This window comes from Pseudomonas sp. 10(2024), from assembly GCF_045164175.1.
Taxonomy (GTDB): domain Bacteria; phylum Pseudomonadota; class Gammaproteobacteria; order Pseudomonadales; family Pseudomonadaceae; genus Aquipseudomonas; species Aquipseudomonas alloputida.
In genome coordinates this window covers 3959523-3976686 of the sequence record NZ_CP174006.1, presented here as the reverse complement: position 1 = coordinate 3976686, position 17164 = coordinate 3959523, and the positions used below count along the sequence as shown (strand labels likewise).

Genomic DNA, 17164 nt, shown 5'->3' with positions numbered 1-17164 from the left:
CTGTCCATATTCTGAAAGTTTGCGCGTAGCCTATGGGGGCTTCACCCTGCTAGCACAGGGGGCAATGTGATGGCTGAAATGATACGTGACGATGTGCCCGCTCGCCCAAGCTGACAAAGTTGTAATGTGCCTGTCAGGTAGCTACCAGTCGCCCCCGGCTAATGTGGCTTCATCCTGCTGTGTATTCCCGGAGTCATCATGAAACACCTGTTCATTGCCGCCACCCTTGCCCTGGGCAGCCTGCCGGCTTTCGCTGGCCAGGCGCAGACCTTCGCCTTTGGCGAGCCTGCCCCGGCGGCCAAGGCCACCCGTACGGTCAACGTGGTGCTCAAGGACATCGCCTTCGAGCCAAAAAGCCTGCAGGTAAAAGCCGGCGAGACGGTGCGCTTCGTGCTGGTCAACGAGGGCAAGCTGCCGCACGAATTCAACCTGGGCGACAAGGCCATGCATGCCGAACACCAGAAGGAGATGATTGCCATGCAAGGCAAGATGTTCACCGAGGCCATGAACCACGAAGGCATGGACCACGGCAAGATGATGAGCCATGGTGACGGCCATGGCCACGTGGGTGGCAACACCGTGTTGGTCATGCCCGGCCAGCGCGCCGAGCTGACCTGGACCTTCCGCCAGTCGGCGCCCATCGAGTTTGCCTGCAACGTGCCGGGGCATTACCAGGCGGGTATGGTCGGGGCATTGACCATTGAGTGACTGGCCCTGCAAGGCGGGGTGCAAAACCGGTAGACTAGGGGCAATTTCGAACCTCTAGGTCAGTTTCCATGCATCCCGCTGCCGAACATTCCCCGCTGGGCAAGTCCAGCGAATACATCGCCACCTACTCCCCGGAGCAGCTGTTTCCGATCCCGCGCACTGCCAAGTGGGCCGAGCTGGGCGTCACTGCACAGACCTTGCCTTGGCAGGGGGTGGATTACTGGAATTGCTTCGAGCTGAGCTGGCTGCTGCCTTCGGGCAAGCCGGTGGTAGCGATCGGCGAGTTCGCCATCCCGGCTGATTCGCCAAACATCATCGAGTCCAAGTCATTCAAGCTGTACCTCAACTCGCTGAACCAGACGGTGTTCGCCTCGCTGGGCGAGTTGCAGGCTTGCCTGGAAAAAGACCTGTCCGCCGCTGCCGGCAAGCCGGTGGGGGTGACGGTGCGCACCCTGGCCGAGGTTGAAGCCCAGGGTGTGGTGGCTTTGCCGGGGCAGTGCATCGATGCACTGGACGTGGCCATCAGCAACTACGAGCAGCCGCAGCCAGAGCTGTTGCGCTGCAACCCGGAGCGGGTGGTGGAAGAAACCCTGCACAGCCATCTGCTGAAGTCCAACTGCCCAGTCACCGGCCAGCCGGATTGGGGCAGCGTGGTGGTCGAGTACAAGGGCAGGGCGCTGGACCACGCCAGCCTGCTGACCTATCTGATCAGCTTCCGCCAGCATGCCGACTTCCATGAGCAGTGTGTGGAACGGATTTACCTGGACTTGAAGAATCTGCTGCAGCCGGAGCACCTGACGGTCTATGCCCGCTATGTGCGCCGCGGTGGGCTGGATATCAACCCGTATCGCAGCACCGGGGCGATCAGCCCGGATAACAAACGGCTGGTACGGCAGTAATACAGGGGGCCGCTTTGCGGCCCCCGCTATTTCAGATCCCCATGCTGTGCAGCGAGTTGGCAATGCTGCGCAGGGTGGCTGTGAGGTCGGGGTGGTCGGCCTCGAAGCGTTCGATCGCCAGATTCACGCCGTCCACCAGGTTGTTGTCTGGCGTGGCTTCCTCAAGTTTCAGTTGCGCCTCGATCTGGCGCGCCTCTTCGTGCAGAGCGGCCAGCTCTTCTTCCGAAAGCGGTACGTTGCGGTCCAGTTGCTCGCGCAAGCTGTTCAGGCGCTCTTGCAATTCGCGGGCAGGCATTGGCTATTCTCCATCAATGGCTTGGCAAGCCATGGACCTCGGCGACGTGGCAAAGGTTCTGGCCTGTCTTCAGGGTAATCTACCTGCTGCCGATTTGCATGATCCGCGTCAAGACGGCTGTATCAGGGTTTTTCACCCTTGCGCCGGCGCTGGGCGATGTCCACCAGGCAGGTGTCCAGCGCTTCCAGATGGTCGATCACCGAGTGCACGCCCAGGCTGAACAGCGCCAGCGTCGCCTTGCTGCGCGCCAGATCCTGCTCTTGCGGGCTCATGGCTTGCCATTGCGCAGAAGTGCGGTCGCATAAGGGGCTGCAGGCGGCCAGGCCTACTGTCCACAAGCCGGCGTTAAGGCCAGACTGCAGCAGGCGCGGGTCGCCGCTGACCAATACGCAGCCATCCAGGCGCTCGCTGTCCAGCGCCATCAGTGCCTGCCAGCAAGCGTTCGGCGCCGGCCAGCGCACGTCATTGACCGCATGCCCTGGCAGCCAGTCGGGCAGTACATGGGCCAGGCGCTCGCTTTGCGCGGTATTGAGGTCATCCAGCCATATGCACGGCACTTGGCGCTGACGCAGGCTGGCAAGGGTGGCCAGGGCGCCGGGGGCGGGTGATGGCGCGCCATGGGTAGCCTGCACCAGGCAGCCGCGCAAACCGAACAGTACAGCAGTGAAGGCGGGCGCAGTGTCCATGGCAACTTCCCCCAAATGGTTCGAAGGCTATGCGTTGATTGTTACCGTCCTGTGACATCGCCCGCTGCGCAACAGTTGTTCACAAAATATTGAGCAAAAATGTGTAAGGCTGTTTATCAGCCCGCAAGTCTCTATACTGCCGCCTTGATAGCAGCGCGACGTGTTGCGCTTGCGGCCAAGAAATTCGATGGAGAAACATCTATGCGTAGGATCGGTGCCAGTGTGATCGAACGAGTCACCCAGGCCTGTGTCTGCGCCAGCATGCTGCTGGCGCCCGCGGCAGCCACCCAGGCCGCCACCGAGGAAGATCCCTGGGAAGCGGTCAACCGCCCGATCTTCCGCTTCAACGACACCCTCGACACCTATGCCCTCAAACCATTGGCCAAGGGCTACCAGGCGGTCACTCCACAGTTCCTCGAAGATGGCATCCACAACATCTTTCGCAACCTGGGGGACGTGACCAACCTGGCCAACAACGTGTTGCAGCTCAAGCCGCATGCGGCGGGCGTGGATACGGCGCGGTTGATCGTCAACACCACCTTCGGCCTGGGTGGCTTCTTCGATGTGGGTACCAAGATGGGCCTGCAGCGCAACGACGAGGACTTTGGCCAGACCCTGGGTTACTGGGGTGTGCCGAGCGGGCCGTATGTGGTCATCCCGCTGCTGGGCCCAAGCACCGTGCGTGACGGTGTGGCCAAGTACCCGGACACCTACACCAAACCCTATCGCTACATCGACCACGTGCCTACGCGCAATTCGATCTTCGCGCTGGACCTGATCGACACCCGCGCCAGCCTGCTCTCGGCCGAAAAGCTGATTCAGGGTGACAAGTACATCTTCATTCGCAATGCCTACCTGCAAAACCGCGAGTTCAAGGTGAAGGATGGCGAGGTCGAAGACGACTTCTGATCTGTGAACCTGGGGCCGCAAAGCGGCCCCTAGTTCAATGCATGGCCAGAATCCGCAGCCCGAACTTCTGCTGCCCGCCCGGCTGGTCGGCAATCCATACCACTTCGGTGCTGGCATGCAGCCCCTTCAGCGCCGGATGGTCGGAGTCGATCCGTACCTCGATCTGATCACCCACCAGAAAGCGCTGTGGCGCCTGCACCTGCATGCCGCCGCTGGACAGGTCCAGGCACACCGCCGCAATCACCTGGCCTTCGTGCAAAAGGCTGACCTCGGTGTCGATGCGCATGCGAATGAAGTCGCGTTTCTCGCTATGGCTGGAGTGCGTGTGGGGCATGCTGCATCCTTCCCGTCGGGTTGCGCTGGTCGACTTTCTTATAACTCCCGGTGATTTGCCCTGTAAAGAGCGGCGAGGTCGACCCCAGCATGCTTGAAACCCCTGCCGGATGGGAGTACCGTCTGCGCCTTACAAGGTACCTCTGAACAGTTGCCGGGCAGGTGTTCTTGTCCTACAACTCAAGTAGAGTGTGACCATAAAGAATTCCCGTAGCTGGCCGTCTGCCTTGCCGACACCGCTGCACCAACCTAAATCGGCGCCGTTCGCCCACATGCAGAAAACCAGTGCAACGCTGCTGATCATCGATGACGACGACGTGGTCCGTGCTAGCCTCGCCGCCTACCTTGAAGACAGTGGTTTCAGCGTCCTCCAGGCCGGTAATGGCCAGCAGGGGCTTCAGGTCTTCGAAGAACACCAGCCCGACCTCGTGATCTGCGATCTGCGCATGCCGCAGATGGGCGGCCTCGAACTGATCCGTCAGGTCAGCGAGCGTGCGCCGCAGTTGCCGGTGATCGTGGTGTCCGGTGCCGGCGTCATGAGTGATGCGGTGGAAGCGTTGCGCCTGGGCGCCGCCGACTACCTCATCAAGCCGCTGGAAGACCTGGCCGTACTCGAGCATTCGGTGCGCCGCGCCCTCGACCGCTCGCGCCTTGTGCTGGAAAACCAGCGCTACCGCGACAAGCTCGAAGCCGCCAACCGCGAACTGGAGGCTAGCCTGCACCTGTTGCAGGAGGACCAGACCGCCGGTCGCCAGGTGCAGATGAACATGTTGCCGGAAAGCCCCTGGGTGGCCGGCGAGTTCGCCTTCGAGCACCAGATCATCCCGTCGTTGTACCTTTCGGGTGATTTTGTCGATTATTTCCGCGTGGACGAGCGGCGCATTGCTTTCTACCTCGCCGATGTATCTGGGCATGGGGCGTCGTCGGCCTTTGTCACCGTGCTGTTGAAATTCATGACCACGCGCCTCATGTTCGAGCTGAAGCGCAGCAGAATGCGTGAGTTCAAGCCGTCTGAAGTGCTCAGCCACATCAACCGCGGCCTGATCAACAGCAAGCTGGGCAAGCACGTCACCATGGTCGGCGGGGTGATCGACGAAGAGTCCGGCCTGCTGACCTACGCTGTCGGCGGCCATTTGCCGTTGCCGGTACTGTACACCCCCGAGCATTGCCGCTACCTGGAAGGCCGCGGCCTGCCGGTGGGGTTGTTCGATGAGGCCACCTACCAGGACCTGGTGGTGGAGCTACCCCCGCAGTTCAGCCTCAGCCTGATGTCCGATGGCATTCTGGACCTTTTGCCGGGTGATACGCTCAAAGATAAAGAAGCCGCCTTGCCGGAGATCGTCAAGGCAGCAGGTGGCAGTCTGGATGGGCTGCGTCAACGATTTGGATTGGCTACGCTTGGGGAGATGCCGGATGATATCGCCCTATTGGTGTTGAGCAGGAACCTTCAATGAGTACCGGTAGAATTCAGTTCGCCGAGCAGAGCGGTACCTTCGTACTGAAATTCGTTGGTGAAGTGCGCCTGACCCTGTGTTCGGCGCTGGATGCGACGATCGAGAAGATTTTCACTGCGCTGAACTTCTCGGCGATTGTCATCGACCTGACTGAAACCGAGAGTATCGACAGCACCACGCTGGGCCTGCTGGCGAAGCTGTCGATCCTGTCGCGGCAGAAGGTGGGCCTGCTTCCGACGGTGGTGACTACCAATCCGGACATTTCACGGTTATTGCAGTCGATGGGCTTCGATCAGGTGTTCAACATCGTCGATCGGCCGATACCCTGCACCGATTGCCTGACCGACTTGCCGTCGCAGGACCAGAATGAAGATGTGGTGCGCTCCAAGGTGCTGGAGGCGCACAAGATCCTCATGGGCCTGAATGACTCCAACCGCGAAGCCTTCCATGATCTGGTCAATGCGCTGGAGCGGGGCTGATCTATAGCCTGTGCGGGCCTCTTCGCGGGTAAACCCGCTCCTACGACGGCCTGCGCCCAAACACCAATGTGTGTCCACCCCCAATCAGGTGTAGGAGCGGGTTTACCCGCGAAGAGGCCGGCACAGGCTGTAAAAATTCTGAATCTCACTGCTCCCGGTTTTTAAACTCTGTAGCCTCACCCCCGCTCGCATCCAGCTGATACACCCGCGCCGGCCGCCCCTGTTCATCAAAAAACACCTGTCCCAGCCCGGCACCATTCCACAGCCGTTCCCCGGCCTTGCTGTGGCTGGGCGTACGCGGCACCACCTCCATTTCTCGGCGCTTGGTAAACCAGTTGAGCGGCGAGCGTGGCGCATACAACCAGCGGTTGAGCCGGTCGAGCACATCCAGCAAGCGCCGGGGAAACTCGTTCTTGATTCCGCTGCTGGTCACCTGCCACAAGTGCGGGCTGCGCTGGCGGTGGCGAATCAGCACCTCATACACGAACGAATAATGCACATCCCCCGACAGCACCACGTAGTGCCCCGGCGTGCGCGAGTGGCGGAAGATATTGAGGATGACCTGTGCTGCACCGCGGTGGGCCATCCAGTTTTCGGCATCCACCAGCAGGGGGTAGCCCAGCCAGCTGAACACCTTCTGCACCGTCTCGATCAGCTTCACCCCGAAAATCGGCGCAGGTGACACGATGACCGCCGAAGGATGATCGAGCAGTGCTTGCTGCAATTCACTCAGCGCTTCCCAGTCCAGCAGGCCGGACGGCTTGGCCAGGTTGCTTTCGCTGCGCCAGCGGCGGGTGCGGGTGTCCAATACCAGCAGCGGTGGTTCTGTAGGCAGGCTGAACTGCCAGCCCTGGAAGCGCAGCAGCTCGCCTATCAACTCATCCTGGTTCTGGCGGGTCAGCACCTGGCACTGCTTGATCAGCGGATTGCAATCGTCCGGGCTGTTGCCCCAGGCCTGGCAGAGCAGGTAGCCGAGCAAGGCGTTGCCGATGATCCTTCGCGAGAATGGGTGGCCGTAGGCCGTTTCCTCCCACTGCGCCGAGAGGTTCCAGTCGTCGGTGATGTCGTGGTCGTCGAAGATCATCAGGCAGGGCAGGTGGGCCATCACCCGCGCCACCTGACCGAGATTGTCGGCAAACCCCTGGATCAGCGGCAGCTCTTGCCGGTATCGGGCTTGATGCTCGTCGCTGAGCCCGCTGGGGATGCCCAGGTCCACCAGCTGCCAGGGCACCGGCGACCACACCAACAGGTACATGGCCATGACTTCGGCGAAGGTCACCAGGTGGTTGTCGGCGTTGCTGGACGAGAAGATCGGCTTGCGCTTGCCGCCGAAAAAACGCTCGCGCAGGGTATCGTTGCGTTCCAGCGCCGGCAGCAGGTCGGCGCGGTGGTAGTAGCTGGCCGGGTGCTGGTACAGCGCCTGGCTGTCGGCTACCACCGCACCTTCCAGTTGCTCGTCGAACAAGCCCAGGCGCGAGATCAGGCTATGGATGGCGCGCAGCATGGGACCCGCGACATCGTCGGCGTAAACCTGGTCGCCCGTCATCACCAGCACGGCGGGGCGGTCTTCGGGCTTCTTGCACCCCTGCAGCAGCCGGTCGGCGCACAACAGGCCGTCGGCAGCAGGGTGGTGCGGCTTGCGGCAGGAGCCGTGCAGCAAATGGTCGAGGCGCTCACGCAGCACCAGGCTCGGGCGTGGGTTGCCGGGGTAGAGCAGGTGTGGGGCCCAGTCGGCGATACCCTGGCCGTTGATCAGTAGGTCGTAGTCGAGCAGCTGGTTGCAGGGCAGGGGGCTGGCGAATTGGATGTCCAGCAGGTGAACGTAGGCATGCCGGCCAATCGGCACCACTTGGCAATCGACATGGGCCTTGCTTGCCAGGCAGACGAACTCGGGCTGCAGTGGTTGGGTAGTGACCAGCCAGACGGCCAGACGCTGGGGTTCCAGGCGGCGCAGTACCGGGCCGGCGAGAACGAGGGGCAACGGGTTAGGGGAGGTCATCGACAGCTCGGGTGGCTATGGCGGCCTGTTCGCGGGCAAGCCCGCCCTTACATCGATCGGTGTAGGAGCGGGCTGGCCCGCGAACAGGCCCGAGAATTCAATACACAACTAAGGCGTGGCAAACAAAACGGGCGGAAAATACTGAACACTTCCCGCCCGTCGGGCAAACACGAACTGTATCAGGCCTTTTCAGCCATCAACTTCTCCAGCTTTTCCTGGTCCCGCGCAAACTGGCGGATGCCTTCGGCCAGTTTCTCGGTGCCCATGGCGTCTTCGTTCATCGCCCAGCGGAACTGGCTTTCGTTCAGGTGCTGCTTGGCTTCACCGGCGTTGCCCGGTTTCAGCACCTGCGGCAATTCACCCTGGTCATCACTCAGCTGCTGCAGCAGCTCGGGGCTGATGGTGAGGCGGTCACAGCCGGCCAGTTGTTCGATCTGGCCGATATTGCGGAAGCTGGCGCCCATGACCACAGTGTTGTAACCATTGGCCTTGTAGTAGTTGTAGATGCGCGTGACCGACTGCACGCCTGGGTCCTCGGCGCCCACGTATTCCTGGCCGGTGCTCTTCTTGTACCAGTCGTAGATACGGCCCACGAACGGCGAAATCAAAAACACCCCGGCATCGGCGCAAGCCTGGGCCTGGGCGAAGGAGAACAACAGGGTCAGGTTGGTCTGGATACCTTCCTTCTCCAGCTGCTCGGCGGCACGAATGCCTTCCCAGGTGGAGGCCAGCTTGATCAGTACACGCTCTTTTGCCACTCCGGCCGCCTCGTACAGGGCGATCAGCTGGCGAGCCTTGTTCAGCAGGGCTGGCTCATCGAACGACAGGCGTGCATCCACCTCGGTGGAGATACGCCCCGGGATGACCTTGAGAATGCCCGAGCCTACCGCCACCGCAAACTTGTCGCAGGCCAGGTCGACATTACCCTTGGCGTCGGCCTTCACCTGCTTGAGCAGGTCGGCGTAGCCCGGGATGGCAGCAGCCTTGAGCAGCAGCGACGGGTTGGTGGTGGCATCGACCGGCTTCAGGCGGGTGATGGCGTCCAGGTCCCCGGTGTCGGCGACCACGGTGGTGAACTGCTTGAGTTGTTCCAGCTTGGAGGTCATGGGCGTGCTCTGTCCTGTGCATTTACTCGACATTACCCGAGCCCCGGCAGCCGCTCAAGGGCCGCCGAAACCCTGCGGACCCGCTGGCCCGCACGGGGCTGTACGAAAGGTGAAGGTTCGAGTCGCAAGCAAGCCCGAGGTTCCCTCCCTCTGAGGTCACCGCCCTTGCAACAACTCCACGGCCTGGTCAAACACCGCCAAGGGTTGGGCCGCCTTGTGAATGTCTGCCGACAGCAACTGGCGGAAGCGCCGCGCCCCTTTGAATCCTTGGGCCAGCCCCAGAATATGCCGGGTAACGTGGTGCATCGCACCGCCACTTTCCATATGCGTCACGATGTAAGGCCGCAGTTGCGCCAATGCCTCGCTACGGCTGACCACCGGCGCATCGCTGCCAAACAGTTGCTGGTCCACCTCGGCCAGGAGATAAGGGTTGTGATACGCCTCGCGCCCCAGCATCACGCCATCGAAGGTTTCAAGGTGTGCCTGGCATTCGTCCAGGGTCTTGATCCCGCCGTTGAGCACGATCTCCAGGTCCGGGAAGTCCCTCTTCAACTGCGCTGCGATGTCATAGCGCAGCGGCGGAATCTCGCGGTTCTCTTTCGGCGACAGCCCTTCCAGAATCGCGATGCGTGCATGCACGGTAAAACTTCGGCAGCCGGCCTCACGCACCTGGCCGACGAAGTCGCTCAGTTCGGCGTAGCTGTCACGGCCGTTGATACCAATGCGGTGCTTCACCGTGACAGGCGTCGATACGGCATCTCGCATGGCCTTCACGCAGTCGGCCACCAGCGCCGGGTGAGCCATCAGGCACGCTCCGATCATGTTGTTCTGCACCCGATCACTCGGGCAGCCAACGTTGAGGTTGACCTCATCGTAGCCCGCTTCTTCAGCCAGGCGCGCACAAGCGGCCAGGTCGGCCGGCACACTGCCACCCAGTTGCAGGGCCAGCGGGTGCTCAGAAGCATCGTGGCGCAGGAAACGGTGGGCGTCGTTGTGCAGCAGGGCACCGGTGGTGACCATTTCGGTGTAGAGCAGGGTTTGCCGGGAGAGCAGGCGCAGGAAGAACCGGCAATGCCTGTCGGTCCAGTCCATCATGGGGGCAACGCTGAAGCGGCGTGACGGCTCAGGGCGCGTGGTTTGTGGCTTTGATGCTAATTCTAGGGGCATTCTGGTCTACGCATTTATGTACCACTTTTCGGGTTTTTTGGTGAGACAGTGGTGCGATGTAGCACCGCCATTCACGCTTGTACCCCCGGAAATCATGGTAACAATCAGAGCAAGGAAAAAGGCCGATGGAACGGTCAGCTATACCGTCCAGATCCGCCTCAAGAAAAAGGTGTCCTAGTCTACCAAGAAGCCCAGACGTTCGCCCGTAAGCAGGCAGCGCAGGCTTGGGCGAAGCGACGAGAGACAGAGTTGGCAGAGCATGGTGCCATCGAGAGGGCCAACCGTGGAGGGCACGCAATCAAGGACATGATTGATCGCTACCTGGTGGAAGCCGAGAAAGCCCGGCCGCTGGGTAAGACGAAGCGGCAGACCCGCCTGGTTTTGCTGTCTGGGGCAAGTGGATCTATCCGGAGATGTGAAATCTCGCAAGTCCTCGTGATTGAAGGCGATAAACCTGGCTCGCACTTGGGATAGTTTGACTAACCGTCCAGTTGCTGAGCGGTTGGTGTCGCACTCAATCGACATTGGTTTCATAGACACCTAGAACGGTTGCAAAGGGTCTAGGCTGTGTGAAAACCCAAACGCATCTCTTAAGAGCGCGAGCGTAAGTGAAATCTGTAATGGCTTGGTTATTCAGCTAACCGAGGTATCGCGTAGGATCGCGACCCTGGTCATTTTCTAACTAGCCGGATCGCACCGAACGTTTTCAAACAGCCTGGACCCGAACCCAATGCCATGACCGTCCGCTCTGGGTCGGTTAGCAGCCCCTTGGCAAGGGTAACAATCGGCCATCATCGGACCGTCTTGCTGCCATGATCCAGTTCGTTCAGATATACAGCGACCTCATGTGTCAGCCAACTTGAGAACACCTGCTGCTTTGTTTCCGAACGCTCGCGGTTGGGTAATACCAGCCAATACGGGTAGGGATAGGGAGCGATCACGGGGGAGAGTTGCACCAACTCCCCTCGTTGGATCGCGTCGTGCACAAGGCTGCGGCGCTCCAGGGCGATCCCCTGGCCCAAGCGCACGGCTTGAAGTACCAGGTTGGAGTCGTTGCTGCACAGGCCGATGCGTGGGACTTCCCTATCCAGCCCGGCCGCTTGACACCACGGTTGCCATGATTCCATGTTGAAAATAATGTTGCTGCCGATGATCTCTTCAGGGGTCTGTGGTAGCGCCCCGCCGTTGAAGTGCGGAGCGGCAACCACCAGCGTCTCGTCATGAAAGAGCAGATGCTGCTCCACCCCGTCCCAGTCGCCCTTGCCCATGCGGATCCCTACGTCGACAGATTCCCGCGTCAGGTCCGATAGCGCCAGATTGGCCTGCAGCCGGACGCTGATATGCGGCTGTGATTGCTGGAAACGTGGCAAGCGGGGCAACAACCAACTGAATCCGAACGAAGGGAGAACGGCGATCACCAGCTCCGTTGACTTGGGTTGCGTCTTGATCAGTCGCGTGGCTTCGGCGATTCCGCCCAAGCATTCGCGGATCTGCAAGGCATACAGTCGTCCGTCCTCACTGACCCGCAGACCCCGTCCCTCACGGACGAACAGGGTGACGCCGATCATCTCTTCCAGCACCTTGATCTGCTGGCTGATGGCCGAATGGGTGACATGCAGCTCCTTGGCGGCTGCGGTGACGCTCCCCAGCCTTGCAACCGATTCGAAGCAGCGTAGGCAGGTGATTGGAGGAATATTCGACATGTAAGTATTTCTTACAAATAGTGGAAAAAAAACTGATTTATAAGTGGCAAGGCTCTCATTAATGTAAGTGACGGTAAAGTCTTCGACTGGCAAGAGGACTGGAGCCATAGACGGTGCGTGGGGAGCACGGCAAATGACAACGGGTAATCCTGACTGTGAAGACCACCAGTGGTTGCAGATTTCATTGACCAGCGCGCAATTGGTTTCGGTGCGGTTTACTCACGACATCTACACGCGTGCGGTGAGCGGCAAGCATTGGATCAGCGCGGACGGTGTCGACTTCGCAATTGGCCCCGGCGAGCGTGTGAAATTGTCTGCCGGGCTAGCGCTGATTGATGGGGAAGGTCTTCTGCAGCTGGAGCCAGTCAGGGCACAGAAGCAGCACCCGGCGTATCCGTTCCCATGGCCGCTGCCCCTGCTGTTCAAACGCCAGACAACGGCATTAGAGATCAACATCAATCAAGGAAACTATCGATGAAACTCATTGGGATGCTGGATTCACCTTACGTTCGCCGGGTAGCTATATCCCTGGACCTTCTAGGCATCGAGTTCGAACATGCCCCACTGTCGGTGTTCAGCACATTCGAAGAGTTTTCGAGGATCAATCCGGTGGTCAAAGCGCCCACTCTGCTGCTCGATGACGGCTCCGTACTGATGGACTCGACGCTGATCATCGATTATTTCGAGACCCTCAGCCCACCCGGGAGCAAGCTATTGCCAAGCCAACCGCAGGCGTTGGCCAGAGCTTTGAGTACATTGGGGCTGGCGCTGACGGCATGCGAGAAGACCGTCCAGATCGTCTATGAACACAATCTTCGCCCGGCGGAAAAGCTTCATCAGCCCTGGGTGGAACGCGTCACCCGGCAGTTGCTGGCGGCGTGCGCGGAGTTGGACAAACAATTGGCGGCACAAGCGTCGCACGGCGTGCGCCCAGACCAGGTTGAGGTCACTTGTGCGGTGGCCTGGTCGTTCATGCAGTTGATGCTGCCCGACGTAGTCAAGGCCAGCGATTTCCCGGCCATCAATGCCCATGCGGCCCGCCTGGAACAGACCGATCTGTTCAAGCGTTATCCGATTGCCTGAGCCCTGGCGGAACGGGCCGGGCTCAACCGCGCCGATTGCCCCTCCCGCCACTGATTGGTTTTTGCGAGCCGTATCCATGTACACACTTTATTTCGCGCCGACGGCCAATGGTCACAAGATCCTGATCATGCTAGAGGCGCTTGGCGTGCCTTACCGGATCCGTCGGATAAACCTGGCGCAGGGTGAACAACACCAGCCGGACTTCGCCCGCCTGACAATCCACCGAAAGATCCCGTTGTTGGTCGATCACGATCAGGCGCTGATCCTGCCCGAGTCCGGAGCTATCCTTCAATATCTGGCGGAAAAGCACTTGCGATTCCTACCGTGCGTAGGGCCCGAGCGCTATGCGGTGCTCCACTGGCTGGCCTGGCAAATCAGTAGCCTGGGGCCGATGGCCGGGCAGAGCTATCACTTCATTCATCAAGAGGCCGAAGGCAACCAGTACGCAAGATCGCGCTATCAGGAACAAACCGTCCATTTGTTCAACACAGTGGAAAAGGCTTTGGCCGGACGCGATTTCATTGCTCGGATTTACTCGATTGCCGACATGGCCATCTATCCCTGGCTGCGCATCCACGCTCAATTGCAGGTGGATATCCAGACATTGCCCAATGTGGCCGGCTACCTGAAGCGAATGGCGGCCCGTGAAGAAGTGCTGACCGCCTATGCCAAGGGGGCAAGGTCAACAGCGACGCTCCCGGGATGATGCAACAAGAGTCTCCCTGAAATAGCCCAGACCGGACAAATAGCCGGAATGGCCTCCGCCAATCATGCTCGTACCACCGGGAATCATGGCAACGATCAGAGCAAGGAAAAAGGCCGATTGGACGTTTATCTATCCCGTCCAGATCCACCTCAAGAAAAAGGATGTCCTGGTCTACCAAGAGCCCCAAACCTTCGCCCGCCAGCAGGCTGCTTGAGCCTGGGCGAAAGATGGTTCGTGTGGAGGATCTGCATTTTCGCGATCTGCGCCACGCAGGCGTGAGCTGGTTATTCGAAATGGATTGGGATATCCCTGCGGCGTTACACGCTCTGAGGCGCGTTAAGCAGACCTGGCATAGCAGCTACACTGCACGACTCGATCACCCACGACAGCCTGCTTCAATCCAGCGCAGGCTCATGAAAAGGAAGTCATGCAAATGGATGTACCTTGCACCTCTCTGGACGAAGTCCGTCAACGGATCGATGAAATCGACCGCAGCCTCGTTTCGCTTCTCGCCAAACGTGGAAGGCTCGTAACGCAAGCAGCAGGCTTCAAGAAAACCACCGATGATGTGCGTGCGCCTGCCCGGGTCGAGCAAGTGATCAAGAAGGTTCGTGAGATGGCTGACGAAACCGGTGCCTCGGCTGAGGTGGTGGAGCAGGTCTATCGGGCGATGATTTCGGCCTTCATCGCTGAGGAACTGAACACCCATGCGAAGCTGGCCGTCGAGGCTTCAGCATCGTGATGAAACGCGGGGCTCATACGCAGCCCCGCCGCTTTCTCCTGCTTGCTATCTCTGGCTCAACGCCGCAATCGAGACGCCAGACGCGACGAAGGTGAGGCCTGCGCCCACGTTCAGCCCATTCACCAGCCGTGGCCGCCGGTACAGGTAGCGAGACAGTCCCGTGGCGAAAATGCCCATCAAGGCAAACCCCTTGGCCAAGAACACTGCACAACTGACCACGATGTTTGCGCTGTCGAACCTTTTGATTGGGCGCCGATAGTTTATTGAACGCTGCGCTATCGGCCGAAAAATGGGCTGGCGGGGTCGAGATGTTGCTTACTACGCGCTCGGGAAACGTGATCGGCGTTTCCCTGGCAGCCTGTCGGAATGCGAGAACTTTGGTGTCTGTGTCAGGTCCAACCTGCACTTTAGCTATCCACTCGCGTCTCCGGAGCCGAACAAAAATGAGAAAACCTTTGGTTGCTGTCTTTGCTTGTGCATTGGCACTCGGAATGACGGCATTCTTGCCCGCCGATATCTCCCCTATCAGTTCCGCTTATGCCAAGGGCGGCGGTGGTGGCGGCGGTGGTCATGGCGGTGGCGGCGGACATGGCGGTGGCATGGGAGGGCATAGTGGAAGCGGGAAGGGCCTTGGAAGTGATCACGCTGGAAAGGCGACACGCGATCATGGGGTAAGCGGCAGTCATTACGGAAGCTCGCGCAACAGCGACAACGGTCATGGCACCACCACCTCGGGTGTCGCTCACTCCAAGGACACTCGCGGTTTGGCCAAGTCCACGGCCATCTCTCGAACGACGCCAGGCGATCATAATTCGAAAGGCCTCAGCAACGCTGTCGGGTCTTCTTCAAAAAATGATCGATGATTTGACCGCATCCATGCAGTACCGGCTTTAGCGTGCACGAAAGCCCAGCGTAGGCCGGGCTAAATGAACGGGTCACCCCCACACCCTGCGAGGGCTAAGCTTTCGCAGGGTGTTTTGTTTTGGAGGCCATCATCACGAGCGAGTCAGCACGGGTCGGGATCGATCTCGGTAAACACTGTTGCCACCGGCATGGCCAAGACACGTTGGGCCAAGCGGTGTTTCGCAAGAGGGTAGACGGCACGATCAGCCACACAGCCCAGATTCGCATCCCAAGTACAGGGGGCGCTTAGCTGGCGTAGCAAGTTTCTGATTGGCCAGGCCTGCGTTTTGCTGCTGCGCTCTGTGTCGTAGCGGCCATGCTTCAGGTCGTATCTGGATGCGGCCTGAATCTTACCGGTCAGTATAGTCAGCTCCGTCCCTTTGCCGGAGTGCCTTGAATTGGACAATACCCGTGAGCGTTTGATTGATGCCGCGCTGAAGCTGTTTCTGTCGCAAGGTTTGTACGTGACGGGGGTAACGGCCATTGCCGCGATGGCGGGTGTTACCAAAATGACGCTCTACAGCCATTTCCCCTCCAAGGATGCGCTGATAGTGGCTTGCCTTGAGGAGCGTGACCGACGCTGGCGTGAAGAGGTAGCGCGCACCCTGGCCAGGCATCCTGAGCCAGTCAGTGGCATGCTCGCTTTTTTCGATCTGTATGAACGCTTTCTTTTGAAAGATAGCGAGCGCGGGTGCCTGTTCGTTAACAGTGCGGCTGAGTTCCCCCAGTTTAGCCACCCCGTGCATTTAGCAGTGAGCAGGCATAAGCAAGGGATACGCGAAAACCTTGCTGCCTTGGCCATAAGCGCCGGTATAAACGACCCCGACGCAGTTGCCCAAGGGTTGTTTATCTTGTTGGAAGGCAGTTTTGTCAGCGGCGCGATGGGCCAGGACATGCGGGTATTCGACACTGCCCGGCAAATAGCTCATTGCTGGATTCAGAGGCAGGAGCAGAGCGTATGACCCTGGGCCTGTTAGCGGCCATTGCCGCCACCTTTTCCTGGTCACTGCTCTACATTTTTCCGGGGCTGGTCGGTGACTACAGCCTTTTTGACCTGGCGGTGGTGAGCTATGCCTTTGCCGGGTTAGGTAGCCTGCTGGTGCTGTTCGTTTACCGCAGCGAAGTGCGGCAATTGCGACTGAGTGACTGGGCCTGCGCCGCACTGCTGGGCTTCTTGGGATACATTGGCTACTTCTTCCTGATCACCACTGCGGTTTTAGCAGCCGGGCCGGTGATCCCCCCTGTGATGATGGGGTCAGTACCGATCGTGCTCGCGATTGCCGGCAACATGCGCAGCGCCAGCGTGCCTTGGCGCGCCATTGCCGGGCCACTGATGGTGGCGGCCCTGGGCATCAGCCTGGTCAATCTGAGCGTGTTTGATGCTAGCCGTGCGGCGGTAGTGCTCCCGACCGCGTCGTTACTGCTTGGGTTGCTTGCATCGTTGTTGGCAGTCGCATTCTGGACCGGTTTTGGTCTGTTGAATGAAAGTGCTTTGGCTCGACGCCCAAGCATGTCTCCCATGTTGTGGTCAGCCATGTTGATCTTCATGTGCAGCGTCGAAATGCTGGCGTTCATCCCGGTTGGGCTGTACTTGAAACTGTCTCATTTCGCTAGCTATCCGAGCGGATTGGCAGGTACTCAGGCGCTGATCGTCTGTGGGCTGATTCAGGGGTTAGGGGCCACCCTTGCAGGTGCCTGGGCATGGTCAATCGCAACGCGGCGTCTTCCGCTGGCGCTGAGCGGGCAATTGATTGCCAGCGGGACCATTTATGCAACTACGATGGGCCTGCTCATCAACCAGCGCTGGCCGTCTCCTATGGAAGCGCTTGGTACAGCCTTGTTGTTCGTAGGGGTGGTGTGGGCTATTCACGCCTTTTATCGCAAGCAAACACGCCTCCAGACGCATGGCGAGGCATCCAGGGTACGTATCTGATCCCCGGCTCGGTTGCCCGGCCATGCGTCTGGGCCGGCCAAGTTGGCTACGCCCGCTGT

General features: G+C 59.9%; 19 protein-coding genes and 2 pseudogenes. 14 read left to right on the top strand and 7 right to left on the bottom strand.

Annotated features, from left to right (window positions below; translation table 11 throughout):
- The first annotated feature begins 198 nt into the window (after positions 1–198).
- Positions 199–708 (top strand): plastocyanin/azurin family copper-binding protein, encoded by a 510-nt coding sequence (locus tag ACI7M0_RS18075; protein WP_129933476.1) that lies wholly within the window; start codon positions 199–201, stop codon positions 706–708.
- A gap of 68 nt (positions 709–776) precedes the next feature.
- Positions 777–1607 carry an NADPH-dependent 7-cyano-7-deazaguanine reductase QueF gene (queF, locus tag ACI7M0_RS18070; RefSeq protein WP_104962201.1) on the top strand — a complete coding sequence of 277 codons (831 nt, stop codon included), beginning with the start codon at positions 777–779 and terminating at the stop codon, positions 1605–1607.
- A 31-nt stretch (positions 1608–1638) separates the two neighbouring features.
- Here the strand turns inward: queF and ACI7M0_RS18065 are convergent, their stop codons facing one another.
- Together ACI7M0_RS18065 and ACI7M0_RS18060 are read right to left on the bottom strand one after the other, a co-directional pair.
- Complete coding sequence (locus ACI7M0_RS18065) at positions 1639–1902, bottom strand: DUF4404 family protein (RefSeq protein WP_003248815.1); 264 nt, start codon at positions 1900–1902, stop codon at positions 1639–1641.
- A gap of 122 nt (positions 1903–2024) precedes the next feature.
- Positions 2025–2588: a hypothetical protein gene (locus ACI7M0_RS18060; RefSeq protein WP_064491080.1), complete on the bottom strand. Its 564-nt coding sequence runs from the start codon at positions 2586–2588 to the stop codon at positions 2025–2027.
- 201 nt (positions 2589–2789) lie between these two features.
- Here ACI7M0_RS18060 and ACI7M0_RS18055 point away from each other — a divergent pair, with 201 nt between their 5' ends.
- The gene (locus ACI7M0_RS18055; protein WP_064491079.1) at positions 2790–3497 is read left to right on the top strand and encodes a VacJ family lipoprotein; all 708 of its coding nucleotides are present in this window, start codon (positions 2790–2792) and stop codon (positions 3495–3497) included.
- 34 nt (positions 3498–3531) lie between these two features.
- Here the strand turns inward: ACI7M0_RS18055 and ACI7M0_RS18050 are convergent, their stop codons facing one another.
- On the bottom strand, positions 3532–3831 hold the full coding sequence (locus ACI7M0_RS18050; RefSeq protein ID WP_129933478.1) for a PilZ domain-containing protein: 300 nt from the start codon (positions 3829–3831) through the stop codon (positions 3532–3534).
- Positions 3832–4102: 271 nt separating this feature from the next.
- On the opposite strand from ACI7M0_RS18050, the gene rssB reads away from it, so the two are divergent.
- Together rssB and rssC are read left to right on the top strand one after the other, a co-directional pair.
- Positions 4103–5284, top strand: coding sequence for a two-component system response regulator RssB (gene rssB, locus ACI7M0_RS18045; RefSeq protein ID WP_010953151.1), 1182 nt, complete (start codon positions 4103–4105; stop codon positions 5282–5284).
- Positions 5281–5763: an anti-sigma factor antagonist RssC gene (gene rssC / locus ACI7M0_RS18040; RefSeq protein ID WP_104962199.1), complete on the top strand. Its 483-nt coding sequence runs from the start codon at positions 5281–5283 to the stop codon at positions 5761–5763. The genes rssB and rssC overlap by 4 nt, the downstream gene beginning before the upstream one ends.
- 145 nt (positions 5764–5908) lie before the next feature.
- Here rssC and ACI7M0_RS18035 read toward each other — a convergent pair whose 3' ends face one another.
- From ACI7M0_RS18035 to dusA, 3 genes are all read right to left on the bottom strand, one after another.
- Entirely contained in the window at positions 5909–7762 is a 1854-nt protein-coding gene (locus ACI7M0_RS18035) for an alkaline phosphatase D family protein (RefSeq protein WP_129933480.1), read from the bottom strand.
- A 179-nt stretch (positions 7763–7941) separates the two neighbouring features.
- Positions 7942–8868, bottom strand: coding sequence for a transaldolase (gene tal / locus ACI7M0_RS18030; protein WP_020190071.1), 927 nt, complete (start codon positions 8866–8868; stop codon positions 7942–7944).
- A gap of 156 nt (positions 8869–9024) precedes the next feature.
- Complete coding sequence (dusA, locus tag ACI7M0_RS18025) at positions 9025–10035, bottom strand: tRNA dihydrouridine(20/20a) synthase DusA (RefSeq protein WP_129933482.1); 1011 nt, start codon at positions 10033–10035, stop codon at positions 9025–9027.
- 94 nt (positions 10036–10129) lie between these two features.
- Here dusA and ACI7M0_RS18020 point away from each other — a divergent pair.
- A pseudogene (locus ACI7M0_RS18020) lies at positions 10130–10408 on the top strand (site-specific integrase); the annotation flags it as partial.
- 418 nt (positions 10409–10826) lie between these two features.
- On the opposite strand, the gene ACI7M0_RS18015 reads toward ACI7M0_RS18020, so the two are convergent.
- On the bottom strand, positions 10827–11738 hold the full coding sequence (locus ACI7M0_RS18015) for a LysR substrate-binding domain-containing protein (protein ID WP_405314443.1): 912 nt from the start codon (positions 11736–11738) through the stop codon (positions 10827–10829).
- A 133-nt stretch (positions 11739–11871) separates the two neighbouring features.
- Here ACI7M0_RS18015 and ACI7M0_RS18010 point away from each other — a divergent pair, with 133 nt between their 5' ends.
- From ACI7M0_RS18010 to ACI7M0_RS17975, 8 genes and pseudogenes are all read left to right on the top strand, one after another.
- Entirely contained in the window at positions 11872–12216 is a 345-nt protein-coding gene (locus tag ACI7M0_RS18010) for a hypothetical protein (protein ID WP_129934044.1), read from the top strand.
- The gene (locus ACI7M0_RS18005; protein ID WP_129934043.1) at positions 12213–12821 is read left to right on the top strand and encodes a glutathione S-transferase; all 609 of its coding nucleotides are present in this window, start codon (positions 12213–12215) and stop codon (positions 12819–12821) included. The genes ACI7M0_RS18010 and ACI7M0_RS18005 overlap by 4 nt, the downstream gene beginning before the upstream one ends.
- 76 nt (positions 12822–12897) lie before the next feature.
- Positions 12898–13527: a glutathione S-transferase family protein gene (locus ACI7M0_RS18000; protein WP_405314439.1), complete on the top strand. Its 630-nt coding sequence runs from the start codon at positions 12898–12900 to the stop codon at positions 13525–13527.
- Between the two features lie 85 nt (positions 13528–13612).
- Positions 13613–13738: pseudogene (locus ACI7M0_RS17995) on the top strand (site-specific integrase); the annotation flags it as partial.
- 222 nt (positions 13739–13960) lie between these two features.
- A complete protein-coding gene (locus ACI7M0_RS17990; RefSeq protein WP_014859670.1) occupies positions 13961–14269 on the top strand; it encodes a chorismate mutase in 309 nt (102 codons plus the stop codon).
- A gap of 443 nt (positions 14270–14712) precedes the next feature.
- Positions 14713–15132: a hypothetical protein gene (locus ACI7M0_RS17985; RefSeq protein WP_129971892.1), complete on the top strand. Its 420-nt coding sequence runs from the start codon at positions 14713–14715 to the stop codon at positions 15130–15132.
- 438 nt (positions 15133–15570) lie between these two features.
- Positions 15571–16134, top strand: a complete 564-nt coding sequence (locus ACI7M0_RS17980; protein ID WP_104962195.1) for a TetR/AcrR family transcriptional regulator — start codon at positions 15571–15573, stop codon at positions 16132–16134.
- The gene (locus ACI7M0_RS17975) at positions 16131–17105 is read left to right on the top strand and encodes a DMT family transporter (protein WP_129933664.1); all 975 of its coding nucleotides are present in this window, start codon (positions 16131–16133) and stop codon (positions 17103–17105) included. Before ACI7M0_RS17980 ends, ACI7M0_RS17975 begins: the two co-directional genes overlap by 4 nt.
- Positions 17106–17164 lie beyond the last annotated feature (59 nt).